This window comes from Pantoea ananatis LMG 2665 (assembly GCF_000710035.2).
Lineage (GTDB): Bacteria > Pseudomonadota > Gammaproteobacteria > Enterobacterales > Enterobacteriaceae > Pantoea > Pantoea ananatis.
Window position 1 is genome coordinate 108236 of the sequence record NZ_JMJJ01000004.1, and the last position, 15946, is coordinate 124181.

Below are 15946 nucleotides of genomic sequence, written 5' to 3' on the forward strand. Positions count from 1 at the left end.
CAGTGCTACCTGTACCCCTTTTCAGACGCCGAATCTTAACTGGCCTGGTAATCGTAAATGCCGGGCGCCATCACCAGTTGAGCGGCAACCTCCCGCGCTTTATCACTGCCGACTAACAGATCGATTAACTTCAGCGCAAAATCCATCGCGGTGCCCGGCCCCTGGCTGGTTAACAGATTGACGCGCGGATCCCACACCACGCGCCGCTCCATCCATTTATCATCCGGTATGGTGGATTTCAAACCGGGGAAACCCGTCATGTTTCCCACGGGAAACAGGTTATGCGGCACCAGCACCGTGCCAGGCGCGGCGCAGATGGCGGCAACAATACGCCCGGTCAGATGAAACTGCCGCACGGTTTCCACCAGCAGCGGACTGTCGCGAAACGTCTCGGCGCCTTTCAATCCGCCGGGCAGTACAATGGCATCGTAGGCGTTATCCGCGACCTCGACCAGCGGGACATCGGCCAGCAGGCGGACCCCGCGCGAGCAGAGGATTTCACGGCTGCCGTCGCTTTCCACGCTGGCGGTAACCGTTTTTATCCCGCCACGTACCAGCAGATCCAGCGTGGTGACCGCTTCGATTTCTTCACTGCCATGAGCCAGACAGACCAGTACTGAGGCGTTCGCGCCCATAAAAAGACTCCTTGCGTTTAATCATGTCATACAGGCGCGTGTTTTCTGTCAACACGAAGCCGTGGGTGCGTGCCCGGCGCAGCAGGAAACCGGTGATGTATTCAATCTCCGTCAGCCGCTGTGCGCGAATATCCTGCAGCATTGACGACGTATTCGCCGCCGTCGTTTCTATCACATCGAATACCTGATCCTGCAGACTCTGGCTGTCAACGGACTGGCCTTCTCGTTCCATCACCCAACTGATTTCATCGCACAGGGTTTGTATTTCACGGCTGTACTGGCGGAGCGCGCCGTTTTGACAATCGTGCTCCACGCTCAGCGGGTTTATTACGCAGTTAACCGCCAGTTTGCGCCAGCAGGCGGCCCGGATATTGTCATGCCAGGCGACGTCGGGCAGTGCATCATGTAGAACGTCGGCAATCGCGCTCCAGCCTTCGCTTTTGCGGTTGCCGGGGCCAATATGCGTGACGCCGCTGGCGACATGTTTTATCACCGTTCCGTCCCGCATGGCGGCGTGGGTGGTAATGCCGCGCAACAGCGGCTGTCGCAGGCCCTTTAATTCCCCCAGCGTCCCCATTCCGTTATGCAGCAGCAGCACGGGACAGTTTTCCGCCATCACGCTCTCCAGATTTTTAACGGCTGTCGAAACCTGGGGGGCTTTCAGCGTGACCAGCAGCAGCTGACTCTGGGCCAGAAACAGCGGATCGTTGGCAATAAAGGTCCGGTTCGACACGCGACCCAGAGGATCAATCACGTTGGCTGAACAGTAGGGCTGGGGGACACGCAGCCATCCCTGTACATCATGTCCAGAATGGGCAAGGGCGGTAAGCCAGACCTGGCCTAGCGCGCCGCATCCTAATACGGTTATTTTCATGCTGCCTCCCGCTCGCGGGCGTATTATTTATGCGCTGTGACAATGGGTTAAGTATAGCGCTGCACAGCGTGATTTTATTTAGTGGCCTAAGACGCGTATTATGCATGCCAGTTTAGCCTCAGGAGAAGAAGAGATGCCATCTTTCGATATCGTTTCAGAAGTCGACATGCAGGAAGTTCGCAATGCGGTAGATAACGCTAACCGCGAACTGTCCACCCGTTTCGATTTTCGTAACGTCACCGCCAGTTACGAACTCAATGAAAAAAATGAAACCATTAAAGTCATCAGTGAATCTGACTTTCAGGTAAAGCAACTGGTCGATATTCTGCGTGAAAAAATGCTTAAGCGCGGCATTGAAGGCGCGGCCCTGGACGTGCCGGAAGAAATTGAGCACAGCGGCAAGAGCTGGAGCCTGGATGCCAAAATGAAAAAAGGCATTGAAGCCGATGTGGCGAAGAAGCTGGTGAAGCTGATTAAAGACAGCAAGCTGAAAGTGCAGACCCAGATTCAGGGTGAATCCCTGCGCGTCACTGGTAAGTCACGTGACGATCTGCAGGGGGCGATGGCGCTGGTGCGCGGGGGAAATCTGGGCCAGCCATTCCAGTTTAAAAACTTCCGCGATTAAGCTCACTTCTCGCGTGCAGCGCGGCGATACAGCGTGCTGCGCGCAACGCCGAGCGCCTGCGCCGTTTTGCTGATGTTGCCCTTAAACTGCTGCAACGTCGCTTTTATCAGACGATCGTCATGCTGCTGGCGCGCGGGTGATGCCGCGGCGTTGCCGCTGCGGTACTCTTCAGGTAAATGCGTGATCTCCACGCTATCGCCATCTTCCGCCAGCGCCAGCAAGACTTTCATCAGGCTGCGTAGCTGGCGCACGTTGCCCGGCCAGGGATAGCGCGTTAATGTCGCCAGCACTTCGGAAGACAGGCCGATCTGACGCGCGCCGCCGCCCAGCGCGTCCCAGAGTTGTGTGATAAACGCCGGAAGAGAAGACCAGTCACGCAGCGGCGGGATCGTGAATGAAAATTCCTGCAGCCGGTACAGGAGATCCTCGCGGAAGTCGCCCTGTGCGACGCGTTGCGCCAGATCCCGATGTGTCGCGCTGATCACGGCCAGGTTAACCGGCCAGCTCTGACTGGATCCCAGCGGCGCGACCTCTTTTTCCTGTAGCACGCGTAAGAGCCGGGTTTGCAGCGCCAGTGGCATATCGCCGATCTCATCCAGAAACAGGACGCCGCCATCGGCCTCACGGATTTTACCGATGTAGCCATTTTTGCTGGCGCCGGTAAATGCCCCCGGCTGGTAGCCAAAGAGTTCAGATTCGATCAAGGATTCCGGAATCGCGGCGCAGTTAATCGCCACAAACTTTCCTTCCCGCCAGCGGCTTTGCTGATGTAACGCGCGGCTGACGTACTCTTTTCCGCTGCCGGTTTCCCCGCGAATGCACAATGAAACGCCGGCATTCAGCAGCCGCACCATTTTATCTCCCTCATGTTGCAGTGAGAAAGGCAGCGGACGCGCAGGGCCTGCTGCTACGCTGAAGCGGGTTCGGGTGGGCGCTCGCAGACGAAAATAATAAGGCTGGGGCCCGATCATCACCGGCGTTGGCAGTGCGGTGGCCCGCATATCGCCGTGAGGAAACAGCTGCTGAAATGTGATGACGCCAAGCTGTTCGGCGTGCAGGCCAAGCTCACGCAGGGCCAGCCGATTTGCGGCAGTCAGCACGTTGTCTGAAAACACTAGCAGCAGCTCATCCGGGCTGTCTAGCCGGTGTGCGTCGCTGTGCAGGCTCATCAGCCATTGTTGGGGATGCAGGCTCTGCTTAACCCACAGATACTCAATGTGCCGTGCTGCCTGTTTGACCCAGGCAAACGTATGGGCATGGGAAAAATGTGCAGGGCCGGAGACATCCAGTACCCCCGCAATCTGCCCGTTGGGCATTTGCAGCGGCATGGCGGCACAGTAAAGCCCCTGGTTGCGGGTCAGGAAGTGTTGATTACCCTCGATTTCACAACCGTCGTCTATCGCCAGCGCCGTACCAATGGCGTTGGTGCCACGGCCACATTCGCTCCAGATGTTGCCGGGGGCAAGGGCGAAACGCTGTGCTTTTTGCATCGCCTGCATCTCGCCAAAGGTGTGCAGCACCCGGCCTGCCGCGTCAGACAGAATGACCACCGACTGCATCTGCGTCACCTTCTGGGCCAGCTTGTGCATGACGGGCTGAGCAAACTGCTGGAGGTCAGTATTACTGGCCACCAGCTCTGTCAGCTCGGCCTGACGTACGCGAGGAAAATCATCGGCCGAACGATCCAGTCCGTAGAGCTGGCTGCGTAGCCAGGAATCACTCAGCAGGGGGTTGTTATCGATAGCGGGCAATAGGGCATCGGAAACCTTGTGCTGCATGAATGACCTCGTGGGCTCGGAAAAGTGTAGCGGGATTGTAGCGTTTTGGTTTTAGCGGTGTTGCGATTTGCAACACAAAGCGGGATCAAAGCTGGTTAGTCCTCACCGCATGCCTGTGACATTACTATTCAGGTGATTGATTTTAATATTTTTATCTGGATTTTCAGCGCGTAAGGGAAGTTGGCACAGGCCCTGCAAACGTCAGGTGACAGCGCGCTATCCGTTAAAAATCAACATGCCGCTGCCTGTCTACCCTACAGAAGGAGTTTGCGATGCGTTATGCCCATCCCGGCACACCTGGTGCGTTAGTGACGTTTAAATCTGCCTACGGCAACTACATTGATGGCAAATTTATCGAGCCGCTGAGTGGTGAGTACTTCATGAATACCTCACCCGTCAACGGCAGTGACATTGCCCGGTTTCCTCGTTCCGATGCGCGCGATATTGATTTAGCGCTGGATGCCGCGCACCGGGCTGCAGAAGCCTGGGGAAAAACCTCCGTACAAACCCGATCTAATCTGCTGCTCCAGGTGGCTGACCGCATTGATGCCAATCTCGAAACCCTGGCCGTGGCGGAAAGCTGGGACAACGGCAAACCGATTCGGGAAACGCTCAATGCCGATCTGCCGCTGGCGGCCGACCATTTTCGTTACTTCGCAGGATGCCTGCGCGCGCAGGAGGGCAGCACGGGCGAGATCGATGAAAAAACCGTGGCCTACCATTTTCATGAGCCGCTGGGCGTGGTGGGGCAAATTATTCCCTGGAATTTTCCGTTGCTGATGGCCGCATGGAAGCTGGCGCCGGCCCTGGCTGCCGGTAACTGTGTGGTGCTTAAGCCTGCGGAGCAAACTCCGCTGGGCATTACGCTGCTGATGGAGATGATCGGCGACCTGTTTCCTGCAGGCGTGCTAAACGTGGTACAGGGTTTCGGCCGCGAGGCGGGCGAAGCGTTGGCAACCAGTAAACGCATTGCCAAAATCGCCTTTACCGGTTCTACGCCGGTGGGACGTCATATCATGGCCTGTGCCGCAGAAAATATTATTCCCTGTACCGTGGAGCTGGGCGGGAAATCGCCGAACATCTACTTCGCCGACATCATGAATGGCGAGCCGGACTTTATTGACAAGGCGGTGGAAGGACTGGTGCTGGGCTTCTTTAATCAGGGCGAGGTATGTACCTGTCCGTCCCGTGCGCTAATCCATGAGTCCGTTTACGCGCCTTTCATGGAGCGGGTGATGGCCAAAGTCGCCACCATTCGTCGCGGCGATCCGCTCGATACCGACACGATGATTGGCGCCCAGGCTTCGCGTCAGCAGTTCGATAAAATTTTGTCGTATATCGAGATTGCCCGCAACGAAGGGGGCGAGATCCTGACCGGGGGTGAGCGGGCCTTGATATCGTCCGAACTGGATAACGGTTTCTATATTCAGCCCACGCTGATTAAAGGCAGCAACAGCATGCGCTGCTTTCAGGAGGAAATTTTTGGCCCGGTTATCGGCATCACCACCTTCAAAGATGAGGCTGAAGCCTTGCGTATTGCCAATGAAACCCAGTTTGGATTGGGGGCGGGCGTCTGGACGCGGGACAGCAATTTAGCCTACCGCATGGGGCGGGCCATCAAAGCCGGGCGCGTCTGGACCAACTGTTACCACATCTATCCGGCCCATGCTGCCTTTGGGGGTTACAAACAGTCCGGCGTGGGTCGCGAAACACACAAAATGGCACTCAACCAGTACCAGCAGACCAAAAACCTGTTAGTCAGCTATGACACGGCACCGCTGGGGCTGTTTTAAGTCGGTAACCTATCCCTGGAGCATAAATCATGACGATGAAAATCAACACGATGATGAAGGCAGCAGTTGTTAAAGCGTTCGGCGAACCCTTGGTGATTGAGCAGGTGCCCGTACCCCAGCCTGGGTCGGGGCAGATTCTGGTAAAAATCGCGGCAACTGGCGTGTGTCACACCGATCTGCATGCGGCAGAGGGCGACTGGCCGGTGAAGCCGGTTCCGCCTTTTATCCCGGGACATGAGGGCGTCGGGCAGGTGGTCGCGGTGGGAGATAACGTACATCACCTGAAGGTGGGCGATCGGGTCGGCGTGCCCTGGCTCTACTCCGCCTGCGGTCACTGCGAGCACTGTCTCGATAACTGGGAAACGCTGTGCCACAGTCAGCAAAATACCGGCTATTCGGTTAACGGCAGTTTTGCCGAATACTGCGTGGCGGACGCCAACTATGTCGGCATCATCCCCGAAAACCTCGCATTCAACGAGGTGGCACCGGTGCTCTGTGCGGGCGTGACGGTCTACAAAGGGTTAAAAATGACCGACACCAAACCCGGTGACTGGGTGGTGATTTCCGGCATCGGTGGGTTAGGGCACATGGCTATACAGTATGCCGTCGCGATGGGGCTGAACGTGGCGGCTGTCGATATCGATGACGATAAGCTGGCCTTTGCCCAGCGCCTGGGCGCCAGCGTGGTGGCGAATGCCAGAAACGTCGATCCGGCCAGGGTGTTTCATGAGCAATTTGGCGGCGCGCACGGCGTGCTGGTCACGGCGGTGTCGCCTAAAGCCTTTGAGCAGGCGATCGGCACATTACGTCGTGGGGGCACCATGGTGCTAAACGGCTTGCCGCCTGGCAAATTCGATCTGTCTATTTTCGATATGGTGCTGGACGGCATTACGGTGCGGGGTTCTATCGTCGGAACGCGTAAGGATTTACAGGAGGCGCTGTATTTTGCCAGCCGTCATAAAGTGAAAGCCAGCGTGGCGGTGGAACCGCTCAGCAATATTAACGATATCTTTGCCCGGATGCATGCAGGCAAGATTGAAGGCCGTATTGTGGTGGATATGTCGTTGTAAACCACCCTCAATCGCCGGATGAAAAAAGGTGCCTGAAGCAGGGCACCTTTTTCACGTGGTTTGTGGCGACATGTCTGACACGAACTGACTTAACCTTTCGCCACGATCGCGCGCAGTTAAGCGCCGCTCGCGACTAGCAGCTGCCGATCAGCGCTTCCAGCTCAGGCCGGCTGGTGACCTTACTGTCTATCTTGATGTAGGCGCTTTTCTCTTCCGGCACAATCAGCACCGATGAAACGCCGGGCTGTGCTTTCAGGCGTTTTTCCAGAGTGGGCACGGCCAGCGCGGCATCGCTCAGCACCAGACGCAGGCTGCTTACATAAGGCGGTTCCTGCATGGTCATGCTGACAAACAGCCAGGCTGCGGCGACAATCGCCCCGACCATAAACACGGTTTGTGCATCGAAATGACCAAACAGCCAGCCGCCCAGGCTCCCCCCAATGGCGACGCCCAGAAACTGACTGGTGGAATAAAGTCCCATAGCGGTGCCTTTATAGCCAGCGGGTGACTCCTTACTCACCAGCGATGGCAGAATCGCTTCCATCAGGTTAAAGGCCAGGAAGAACAGCTGTACGCCAACAACCAGCGTCCAGAAATGCCCCTGGGCGCCCCATAAGACGATTTCGGCGATGACCATCATGCCTACGCAGCCGACAAAGACCCGTTTCATCTTTCGCTTTACTTCGGCGTAGATGATAAAGGGCACCACACCGGCAAACGCAATCAGCATGGTGATCAGATAGACCTTCCAGTGTTCTGACGGCGGCAGGCCAGCCTGTTCAAACTGGTCGGGCAGGGCGATAAAGCTCGACATCAGCAAGATATGTAAAAAGAAGATGCCCAGGTTCAGTTTGATCAATCGGGGATTGGCCAGCACTTTACTGAAGCTGCCGCGTACCATCCCTGATTCACGATTTAGCACGTGATGAGAAGAGGAGGGGACAACCCATAACGTAATCGCTATGCCCAGTGAAGCAAGCATCGCGATCATCCAGAACAGCGCGTTCAGGCCCAGCTTGTGGGTGACGATCGGGCCTAAGACCATTGCGATAGCAAAGGTCACGCCAAAGCTGATACCGATAAACGCCATCGCTTTAGTGCGGTTTTGTTCACGGGTTAAATCGGACAGCAGCGCCATGACCGCGGCAGCAATTGCACCGGAGCCCTGCAGCGCACGCCCCAGAATAATGCCCCAGATTGAATCGGTGCTGGCCGCAATAACGCTGCCAAGGACGAAGACCAGCAGGCCGCCGACGATCAGCGGCTTGCGTCCGATGCGATCGGACAGCAGGCCAAAGGGGATCTGGAAAATGGCCTGAGCCAGACCGTAGATGCCGATTGCCACGCCGATTAAGGTTTCACTCGCTCCCTGAAGTGCCATGCCATAGGTGGTCAACACCGGCAGGACCATAAACATTCCCAGCATGCGCAGGGAAAAGACCGTGCCAAGGCCCCATGTGGCGCGCAGCTCCACCGGAGTCATTTTGTTATCGTTCATTCCAACCTCTGTTGATGTGCTGCATTTATTTTAGGTAGGGAGAGCGGGCGGGTAAAACAATAGTTCTTAAGCAGTCGTAACAAAAAGAAAGGGCGCGAAAATCGCGCCCGTTTCATGCTGTTGCAGTACACATTAGCGCACGTAGGTCAGCAGGTCTTTCGATGCTGGCGTCATAAAGTCAACCGACATCATGACGCTCAGGGCCGTGATAGCCACAATCGAGAAAACGAACAGCTTACGCGCCCAAACCCGATCGTTTGAGGTTTTGTAGCCTGACAGCGCCATTCCCAGCCACCACACGCTAACGGCAGACGCAACGACCAGATATTTGTAGCCTGCGTAGCCACCCAGCGTCAGCATCAGCGTGGCAATCATAAACGCCAGGATATAGAGCGTAATATGATTCTTCGCCACCGAGATACCTTTCACCACCGGTAACACCGGGATGTTGGCTGCCTGGTAATCTTTAAAGCGGAAGATGGCAATCGCATAGGAGTGCGGCATCTGCCACAGGCTAAAGATAGCCAGCAGGATTAAGGCACCGGCATCAAACTCGTTGGTCACGGCGCAGTAGCCAATGACCGGCGGCGCAGCACCGGACAGGCTGCCAATCAGCGTACCGTAGACAGAGTGACGCTTCATATACAGGCTGTAAACGCCAACGTATACCACGAAGCCCATCACCGCCAGCCACATGGCCAGCGGATTAGCACCAAAATACAGCAGTGCAAAGCCAGCAATACCCAGCACAGTGGCGTAAACCAGGCTAACTTTCGCGGAGATAAGGCCTTTAACCAGCACCCGATTCCTGGTTCTCTCCATCTTGATATCGATGTCGCGGTCGATCACGTTGTTGAAAACACAACCTGAGGCAACCACCAGTGACACGCCAACCAGCGAGGTGAGAAACAGGGCGTAATCAATGCTGCCCTTAGAGGCCAGCAAAAATCCGCCAATCACAGAAATTAAATTCCCGAAAATAATTCCTGGCTTTGTAACTTGCAGGTATTGCTTAAACATTACACAGACTCTTTAGTGGGGCATCATGTTGTAGTTGAGGTTCCACATGATCCACAGTGAGCCAACGACAACAATCAGGATAATGATTGCTGAGAAGACAATGGCCACCATGTTCCAGCCACCTTCAGACTTGCTGTCCAGGTGCAGGAAGTAAACCAGGTGAACCAGCACCTGAACCACTGCACAGACCAGCACAACGCCGAGGATGGTTCCATGAGAAGCGCTACCATCCATTACCATCCAGAACGGGATTCCCGTCAGGATGATAGAAAGGATGAAGCCGATCATGTAAGACTTCACGCTACCGTGTGATGCACCATGTTCGTTAACAGAATGACTCATTACATGGCTCCCATCAGATAAACTACGGTGAACACGCAAATCCAGACCACGTCCAGGAAGTGCCAGAACAGGCTCAGACACATGATACGCGTACGGTTGGTGGCGTTCAGACCGCGTTTAGCGATCTGGAACATCAGCACGGCCATCCAGATTAAACCAGAGGTAACGTGCAGACCGTGAGTACCGACCAGCGTGAAGAAGCCAGACAGGAAGCCGCTGCGGTCAGGACCGAAGCCCTCAACAATCAGATGATGGAATTCATAGATTTCCATCCCGATGAATCCAGCACCAAACAGGAAGGTCAACGCCAGCCAGCCGATAACGGCGCCTTTGTTTTCCTTGTTCATGGCGATAACGGCCATGCCGTAGGTGATAGAGCTCAATAACAGCAGCGCGGTTTCAACCAGCACGAACGGCAGTTCAAAGATATCTTTGCCTGCCGGACCACCGGCGGTGCTGTTAACCATAACTGCATAAGTCGCAAACAGGGTTGCGAAGATAATGCAGTCACTCATCAGGTAGATCCAGAAGCCAAAGACTTTATTGGCTCCTGCATCGTGATGCCCATGCTCCGCATGGGCGTCGTGGTGGTGTTTTACGGTTTCAGTTGACATTATTTCAGACCTGCTTTGCTGATTTCGTCAAAGTGCTGCTTTTCAATCTTCTCTACTTCGGCAACCGGAACGTAGTAATCCACGTCTTCGTCGAAGCTCTTCACGATCCAGCTTACGATCATGCCGAGGAAAGAAAGACCAGCCAGCCACCAGATATGCCAGATCATCGCAAAACCGAAGATGGTCGCAAACGCGGCAATAACAATCGCAGCACCGCTGTTTTTCGGCATATGAATTTCTTCATATTTAGCCGGTTGCTTGTACGCTTCGCCTTTCTCTTTCATTTCCCAGAAAGCGTCACGCTCATGCACATGCGGGATAACAGCAAAGTTATAGAACGGCGGTGGTGAAGAGGTTGCCCACTCCAGCGTACGCGCGCCCCATGGGTCACCGGTCAGATCGCGGTTCTGGTCGCGGTCACGCACAGAAACGTAGAACATAATGATCTGGCAAAGGATACCGCAGGCAATCAGTGCCGCACCGCCTGCCGCTACCACTAACAGCGAGTGGAACTGCGGGTCGATGTCCTGGCTCAGACGACGGGTCATGCCCATAAAGCCCAGTACGTACAGCGGCATAAAGGCAACGAAGAAACCGATAATCCAGAACCAGAAGGCGCGCTTGCCCCAGGTTTCGTTCAGCGTAAAGCCGAACGCTTTCGGGAACCAGTAAGTCACACCGGCCATACAACCGAACACCACACCACCGATAATCACGTTATGGAAGTGAGCAATCAGGAACAGACTGTTGTGCAGGACGAAGTCCGCACCTGGCACCGCCAGCAGAACACCGGTCATACCACCGACAGAGAAGGTGACCAGGAAGCCTACGGTCCACAGCATAGCAGAGTGCATCTGAATGCGGCCCTGGTACATGGTGAACAGCCAGTTAAAGATTTTAACCCCGGTAGGAATGGCGATAATCATCGTCATGATACCGAAGAAGGCGTTGACGTTCGCGCCCGCACCCATGGTGAAGAAGTGGTGCAGCCAAACGATGAACGACAACACGGTGATGGCGATGGTTGCCCATACCAGCGAGGTGTAACCGAACAGACGCTTTTTCGAGAAGGTCGCAGTGACTTCAGAGAAGACACCAAAGACCGGCAGAACAAGAATGTACACCTCTGGATGACCCCAAACCCAGATCAGGTTGACGTACATCATCATGTTACCGCCCATATCATTGGTAAAGAAATGGAAGCCGAGGTAACGATCAAGTGTCAACAGTGCCAGCGTAACGGTCAGAACCGGGAACGCAGCGATGATCAGGACGTTGGTGCACAGTGATGCCCAGGTAAATACTGGCATTTTGAACAGGTCCATGCCCGGTGCACGCATCTTCAGAATGGTAACGAAGAAGTTAATACCGGTCAGCGTGGTACCAATACCGGAAAGCTGAAGACTCCAGATCCAGTAATCAACCCCCACGCCAGGACTGTACTCTGCCCCCGACAGCGGTGGATAGGCCAGCCAGCCTGTTTGTGCGAATTCACCGACACCCAGAGACAGGTTAACCAGGATTACACCAATCGCGGTAAACCAGAAGCTCAGGTTGTTCAGGAACGGGAAGGCAACGTCACGTGCACCGATTTGCAAAGGTACCGCGATGTTCATCAGGCCCACAACGAACGGCATCGCCACGAAGAAGATCATAATCACGCCGTGCGCGGTGAAGATCTGGTCGTAGTGATGCGGCGGCAGTATGCCTGCTTCCCCGGCCGAAGCCAGAACCTGCTGGGTACGCATCATTACCGCATCGGCAAAGCCGCGCAGCAGCATGACGAAGGCCATGATGATATACATGATACCCAGTTTTTTGTGGTCGATGGAGGTGAACCATTCTGACCACAGATATTTCCACTTACCGAAATAAGTGATGGCGGCGACAAGCGCCAGACCTGCGATGATGATACCGGCGACCGTGACCATGACAATCGGCTCATGGAACGGTATAGCATCCAGTGTTAATTTTCCGAACATCGTATTATTCCTCGGCTCCCGCGGTAGCGGTGTGACTCATGTCCATGCCTTTATGCTCAGGCATGTCCATCTTCCCGTGGCTATGCATGAACTTGTTGATGACCTGCAAGAACAGTTCAGGATTAGCAGAAGAGAAATATTCCACCGGGTGATTTTCGCTTGGTACCGCTACTTTTTCGAAATCATCCATCGTTGTCAGCGTGTTAGGTGCCGCTTTAACCTTGGCAACCCACTGCTGGAACTCCGCGTCGTCTTTGGTGGCAATGGCTTTAAACTTCATACCAGAGAAACCGCGACCACTGAAGTTGGCGGAAATACCGTCGAAAGTTCCTGGCTCGTTGGCAATCAGATGCAGTTTAGTCTGCATGCCTGCCATCGCGTAGATCTGGCTACCGAGCGTAGGAATAAAGAAGGAGTTCATAACGGAATTAGAGGTGATTTTGAAGTTAACCGGTGTATTCGCCGGGAAAGCGATCTGGTTAACGGTCGCAATACCTTGTTCTGGATAAATAAACAGCCATTTCCAGTCCAGGGCAATCACATCAATTTCAACCGGTTTCACGTCTGACACCAGCGGTTTGCTCGGCTCCAGGGCGTGGGTTGATTTCCAGGTCAGCACACCAAGGAAAACAATGATCAGGATCGGAATGGTCCAGACCACGGCTTCCACTTTGTTAGAGTGTGACCAGTTAGGGCTGTATTTAGCATTCGTGTTTGAAGCCCGATATTTCCAGGCAAACACGATGGCCATCAAGACTGCAGGTATCACGACGATCATCATCAGACCAAAAGCGGTCAGGATCAGCGAACGTTGCTCCAGCGCAATCTGTCCTTTGGGATTTAACAATGCATTATCGCAGCCACTCATTAATAAAGTGCCTGCGATTAATGACAAAATCCCCAAACTTTTATTGTATTTACTGAGTCTCATTTAACGACCTCAATGACAAAGGGCTCTATTGTCGTTTAAGTGTGCGCGCATTTTACGGGAAGGTTTATGCAGTGTAAACCAGCTTAAGGATGTGTCAGAACCATGTTGACACCTTTTGCTAAGGGTGTCACAGATGTTGTTCTCGGTGACAAATTATTAACGTGGACAAGCAGTTGGCGGCAATATAACAAAAAGAGATGGATACAGGGTTAAACAAAAGTGGTAAAGGAATAACCCTGACTTTAATCACCCAATTATTTAACAATGTTGCATCATTTATTCGATTATTTTTAACCAAATTAATTGCGCACCGGTTTTAAATATCAGGGGGTATTCCCCCCGGTGAGTGAAATAATTTTTTGTAAATTGACACGCAAAGACAAATTAGGCGCGCTTAATCGACTGTACGAAATTGCGGCGAAATCACGAGCCGTTATCGGATAACGGCGGAGTCCTCTGCTTTCTGCAGCGCACGATAATCCAGCACCACACCGAATAGTACACCACAAAGCGCCAGCGTCATACCAGCCTCAAACAAGGGAATCAGGACGGCCGACAGGCGAGTCAGGCCCGCGGCGTCCAGCGCCAGCGCAAGCAGCCATAAAGCCAGCAATCCACAGCCGCCAGCAAACAGGCGGTTTGTCCAGCGGTAGCCCGATGCAAAGCGGGTACGCGGCAAAAACTGCCCGGTTTTTTGTGTGAAATCCAGCGTGCTGCGACAAAATGCTAACAGCGCCAGGCCGGGTAGGCCAGCCAGTACGGTAAAGGCATAAAAGGTTGGCCAGCCCCACCATTCCACTAAAAAACCCGCCACAGGGCCGACGTAAACGCGGCCGACCGCTGACAACGCGGACAGCAGCGCGAACTGCGTGGCGGAAAAGGATTTATTACACAGCGTCATCAAAAGCGCGACGAAAGCCGCCGTGCCCATCCCGCCACACAGGTTTTCGATAAACACCGCGCTCGCCATGCTCCACAGATGTTTGTCGGTGACGGCCAGCAGCCAGTAGCCAAAATTGGACACCGCCTGTAACAGGCCAAAAATCATCAGGGCGCGAAACAGGCTCAGGCGCTGCATCAGCACGCCACCATAGAGCGCCCCGATAATGGTGGCCAGCAGGCCAAGCGTCTTATTCACCAGGCCAACATCGCCCGGATTGAAGCCCACGCCACGGATTAAAAACGTGGTGGTGAGCGAGGCGGCAAACGCATCGCCCAGCTTGTAAAGAATGATCAGGGTAATCAGCAGCCAGGCGTTGTTGCGGTTAAAAAAGTCCCGCAGCGGATCAACCACCGCCTGACGTAATGAGCGGGGCGCGGACTGGCGGTCATCCGGCTCGTCAGCCATAAACGTTGCTACGATGCAGGGCACCAGTAGCAGCGCCATCAGCCAGTAAGTGGCTCGCCAGCCGAGGTAGCGATCGGCCAGCCATAACGCCAGACCTCCCGATATCAGCATGGCCAGCCGATAACCGAGAACCGTAATGGCCGCGCCGCTTCCGCGCTCTTCCGGCGGCAACACGTCCGTCTTCCACGCATCAAATACAATATCCTGTGACGCAGAACAGAACGCGATTAACACCGCCAGCGCCGCCATCAGGGTCAAATCCCGGCTGGGCTGCATGAACCCCATCGTGATGATGCTGGCCACTAGCGCCAGTTGGGTGATCAGCAACCATCCTTTGCGGCGACCAAGAAAAGGTGGCGTGTAGCGATCCATCATGGGTGACCAGAGAAACTTAAATACGTAGGCCTGGCCAACCAGCGAAAAGAAACCAATGGTTTTCAGATCGATATTATCCACAGTCATCCACGCCTGTAACGTTCCACCCGTTAATGCCAGTGGCAATCCGGATGCAAATCCCAGCAGGAGTAAAACAGCGGCATTTTTTTGACGGAAGACGCGGAAGTAGTGATTCATACTGACCTTGAGAAGGGCCCGGCGTCATGCCGGGCAGGGGACAAAATTAGCGGGCGTTCTGCTTGATAAATTCGTTGACGCTGGTGTCCTGCGCCATATCCGCAATCACGTCGCTCAGCGTTGAGTTAACCGCATTGGTGATTTTCTGGTTACTTGCGCTGAATGCACCTTCTACGCTGTAGGTCTGACGGTAGTTTTTGATCTGCTTATTGCCGTTTTTCGCGGTAGCAATAATAGAAATGTCCGCCTTGGTCGTAATGCTGTAACGTACGTCGCCCTGGGTGACGTCGGCATACAGATTATTAACAATGATTTGCAGATCCACTGCGCCATTAGGCCCTACCATATAGCCGCGTGCGGTCATCTGTTTTTCCAGCACTTCCTGCAGTAAGAAACGCAGGTCGCGTGAAGGGGTCAGACTGACCAGTTGGCCATCACGGTTCACTTTTGCCAGCGCCTGATCGCGGCGCTGGTCTGCGCCGTTAATGCTGACGGTGATTCCCATCAGGCTGGGATCGCGCTGCGGCAGCTGAATCTTGGGTTGGATTGTCAGTGTGTTGTTGCTGGAAGCACAGCCGGCCAGAATAAAGGCAGCCAGCAGTGGGAATAACAGTTTTTTCAACATACGCTTTCTCGTTAGTGTCATGGGTTGGTGTGCAAAAACTGCGGTCATCATAGCAAAGCGGTGCAGTGATTAAAGCCCCCTGCAAGAGGTAAAGTGAGCGCTGCGGCTTTTCGCCCCCGCTTTCTGGCATAAACAGCAGGCTGATAAGGCGCGCGATACGGCCAGCGGAATGATAATATTCGGCGCTTCACCGCGTAGAGTGGCCGAAAACCAACTAATATTTAAACAGATGGGGCAC

General features: G+C 54.4%; 14 protein-coding genes. 3 read left to right on the top strand and 11 right to left on the bottom strand.

Translation table 11 applies throughout. The features are described from left to right. Positions 1 to 35: 35 nt before the first annotated feature. Both yajL and panE read right to left on the bottom strand, forming a co-directional pair. Positions 36 to 635 carry a protein deglycase YajL gene (yajL, locus tag EL29_RS02330; protein WP_013024870.1) on the bottom strand — a complete coding sequence of 200 codons (600 nt, stop codon included), beginning with the start codon at positions 633 to 635 and terminating at the stop codon, positions 36 to 38. Then, complete coding sequence (panE, locus tag EL29_RS02335) at positions 589 to 1509, bottom strand: 2-dehydropantoate 2-reductase (protein ID WP_013024871.1); 921 nt, start codon at positions 1507 to 1509, stop codon at positions 589 to 591. Before panE ends, yajL begins: the two co-directional genes overlap by 47 nt. A 133-nt stretch (positions 1510 to 1642) precedes the next feature. Between panE and EL29_RS02340 the strand changes: the two genes are divergently transcribed. Continuing rightward, a complete protein-coding gene (locus EL29_RS02340) occupies positions 1643 to 2134 on the top strand; it encodes a YajQ family cyclic di-GMP-binding protein (protein WP_014606447.1) in 492 nt (163 codons plus the stop codon). 2 nt (positions 2135 to 2136) lie between these two features. Here EL29_RS02340 and EL29_RS02345 read toward each other — a convergent pair whose 3' ends face one another. After that, a complete protein-coding gene (locus tag EL29_RS02345; RefSeq protein ID WP_015700842.1) occupies positions 2137 to 3912 on the bottom strand; it encodes a sigma-54-dependent Fis family transcriptional regulator in 1776 nt (591 codons plus the stop codon). A gap of 272 nt (positions 3913 to 4184) precedes the next feature. Here EL29_RS02345 and exaC point away from each other — a divergent pair, with 272 nt between their 5' ends. Continuing rightward, complete coding sequence (gene exaC / locus EL29_RS02350; protein ID WP_013024874.1) at positions 4185 to 5705, top strand: acetaldehyde dehydrogenase ExaC; 1521 nt, start codon at positions 4185 to 4187, stop codon at positions 5703 to 5705. 53 nt (positions 5706 to 5758) lie between these two features. Further along, positions 5759 to 6775 (top strand): alcohol dehydrogenase AdhP, encoded by a 1017-nt coding sequence (gene adhP, locus EL29_RS02355; protein ID WP_496639463.1) that lies wholly within the window; start codon positions 5759 to 5761, stop codon positions 6773 to 6775. A 133-nt stretch (positions 6776 to 6908) separates the two neighbouring features. Here the strand turns inward: adhP and EL29_RS02360 are convergent, their stop codons facing one another. The 8 genes from EL29_RS02360 to EL29_RS02395 all read right to left on the bottom strand — a co-directional run bounded on the left by EL29_RS02360 (position 6909) and on the right by EL29_RS02395 (position 15708). After that, positions 6909 to 8273, bottom strand: a complete 1365-nt coding sequence (locus EL29_RS02360; RefSeq protein WP_013024876.1) for an MFS transporter — start codon at positions 8271 to 8273, stop codon at positions 6909 to 6911. 132 nt (positions 8274 to 8405) lie between these two features. After that, complete coding sequence (gene cyoE / locus EL29_RS02365) at positions 8406 to 9293, bottom strand: heme o synthase (protein WP_013024877.1); 888 nt, start codon at positions 9291 to 9293, stop codon at positions 8406 to 8408. A 12-nt stretch (positions 9294 to 9305) separates the two neighbouring features. Further along, positions 9306 to 9635 carry a cytochrome o ubiquinol oxidase subunit IV gene (locus EL29_RS02370; RefSeq protein ID WP_013024878.1) on the bottom strand — a complete coding sequence of 110 codons (330 nt, stop codon included), beginning with the start codon at positions 9633 to 9635 and terminating at the stop codon, positions 9306 to 9308. Continuing rightward, positions 9635 to 10249 carry a cytochrome o ubiquinol oxidase subunit III gene (locus tag EL29_RS02375; protein ID WP_013024879.1) on the bottom strand — a complete coding sequence of 205 codons (615 nt, stop codon included), beginning with the start codon at positions 10247 to 10249 and terminating at the stop codon, positions 9635 to 9637. The genes EL29_RS02370 and EL29_RS02375 overlap by 1 nt, the downstream gene beginning before the upstream one ends. Then, positions 10249 to 12231, bottom strand: coding sequence for a cytochrome o ubiquinol oxidase subunit I (gene cyoB / locus EL29_RS02380; RefSeq protein ID WP_013024880.1), 1983 nt, complete (start codon positions 12229 to 12231; stop codon positions 10249 to 10251). Before cyoB ends, EL29_RS02375 begins: the two co-directional genes overlap by 1 nt. A gap of 4 nt (positions 12232 to 12235) precedes the next feature. Next, a complete protein-coding gene (cyoA, locus tag EL29_RS02385; RefSeq protein ID WP_014606444.1) occupies positions 12236 to 13162 on the bottom strand; it encodes a cytochrome o ubiquinol oxidase subunit II in 927 nt (308 codons plus the stop codon). A gap of 433 nt (positions 13163 to 13595) precedes the next feature. Then, positions 13596 to 15083: a muropeptide MFS transporter AmpG gene (gene ampG, locus EL29_RS02390; RefSeq protein ID WP_013024882.1), complete on the bottom strand. Its 1488-nt coding sequence runs from the start codon at positions 15081 to 15083 to the stop codon at positions 13596 to 13598. Between the two features lie 46 nt (positions 15084 to 15129). Continuing rightward, positions 15130 to 15708: a lipoprotein gene (locus tag EL29_RS02395; RefSeq protein ID WP_014606442.1), complete on the bottom strand. Its 579-nt coding sequence runs from the start codon at positions 15706 to 15708 to the stop codon at positions 15130 to 15132. Positions 15709 to 15946 lie beyond the last annotated feature (238 nt).

What these genes read in the sequence shown, in the direction of transcription:
- EL29_RS02360 (WP_013024876.1), bottom strand. Translation starts at nt 8,273, where the DNA reads ATGAACGATAACAAAATGACTCCGGTGGAGCTGCGCGCCACATGGGGC.
- cyoA (WP_014606444.1), bottom strand. Translation starts at nt 13,162, where the DNA reads ATGAGACTCAGTAAATACAATAAAAGTTTGGGGATTTTGTCATTAATC.
- cyoB (WP_013024880.1), bottom strand. Translation starts at nt 12,231, where the DNA reads ATGTTCGGAAAATTAACACTGGATGCTATACCGTTCCATGAGCCGATT.
- ampG (WP_013024882.1), bottom strand. Translation starts at nt 15,083, where the DNA reads ATGAATCACTACTTCCGCGTCTTCCGTCAAAAAAATGCCGCTGTTTTA.
- EL29_RS02375 (WP_013024879.1), bottom strand. Translation starts at nt 10,249, where the DNA reads ATGTCAACTGAAACCGTAAAACACCACCACGACGCCCATGCGGAGCAT.
- EL29_RS02370 (WP_013024878.1), bottom strand. Translation starts at nt 9,635, where the DNA reads ATGAGTCATTCTGTTAACGAACATGGTGCATCACACGGTAGCGTGAAG.
- EL29_RS02345 (WP_015700842.1), bottom strand. Translation starts at nt 3,912, where the DNA reads ATGCAGCACAAGGTTTCCGATGCCCTATTGCCCGCTATCGATAACAAC.
- EL29_RS02340 (WP_014606447.1), top strand. Translation starts at nt 1,643, where the DNA reads ATGCCATCTTTCGATATCGTTTCAGAAGTCGACATGCAGGAAGTTCGC.
- cyoE (WP_013024877.1), bottom strand. Translation starts at nt 9,293, where the DNA reads ATGTTTAAGCAATACCTGCAAGTTACAAAGCCAGGAATTATTTTCGGG.
- panE (WP_013024871.1), bottom strand. Translation starts at nt 1,509, where the DNA reads ATGAAAATAACCGTATTAGGATGCGGCGCGCTAGGCCAGGTCTGGCTT.
- adhP (WP_496639463.1), top strand. Translation starts at nt 5,759, where the DNA reads ATGAAGGCAGCAGTTGTTAAAGCGTTCGGCGAACCCTTGGTGATTGAG.
- EL29_RS02395 (WP_014606442.1), bottom strand. Translation starts at nt 15,708, where the DNA reads ATGTTGAAAAAACTGTTATTCCCACTGCTGGCTGCCTTTATTCTGGCC.
- yajL (WP_013024870.1), bottom strand. Translation starts at nt 635, where the DNA reads ATGGGCGCGAACGCCTCAGTACTGGTCTGTCTGGCTCATGGCAGTGAA.
- exaC (WP_013024874.1), top strand. Translation starts at nt 4,185, where the DNA reads ATGCGTTATGCCCATCCCGGCACACCTGGTGCGTTAGTGACGTTTAAA.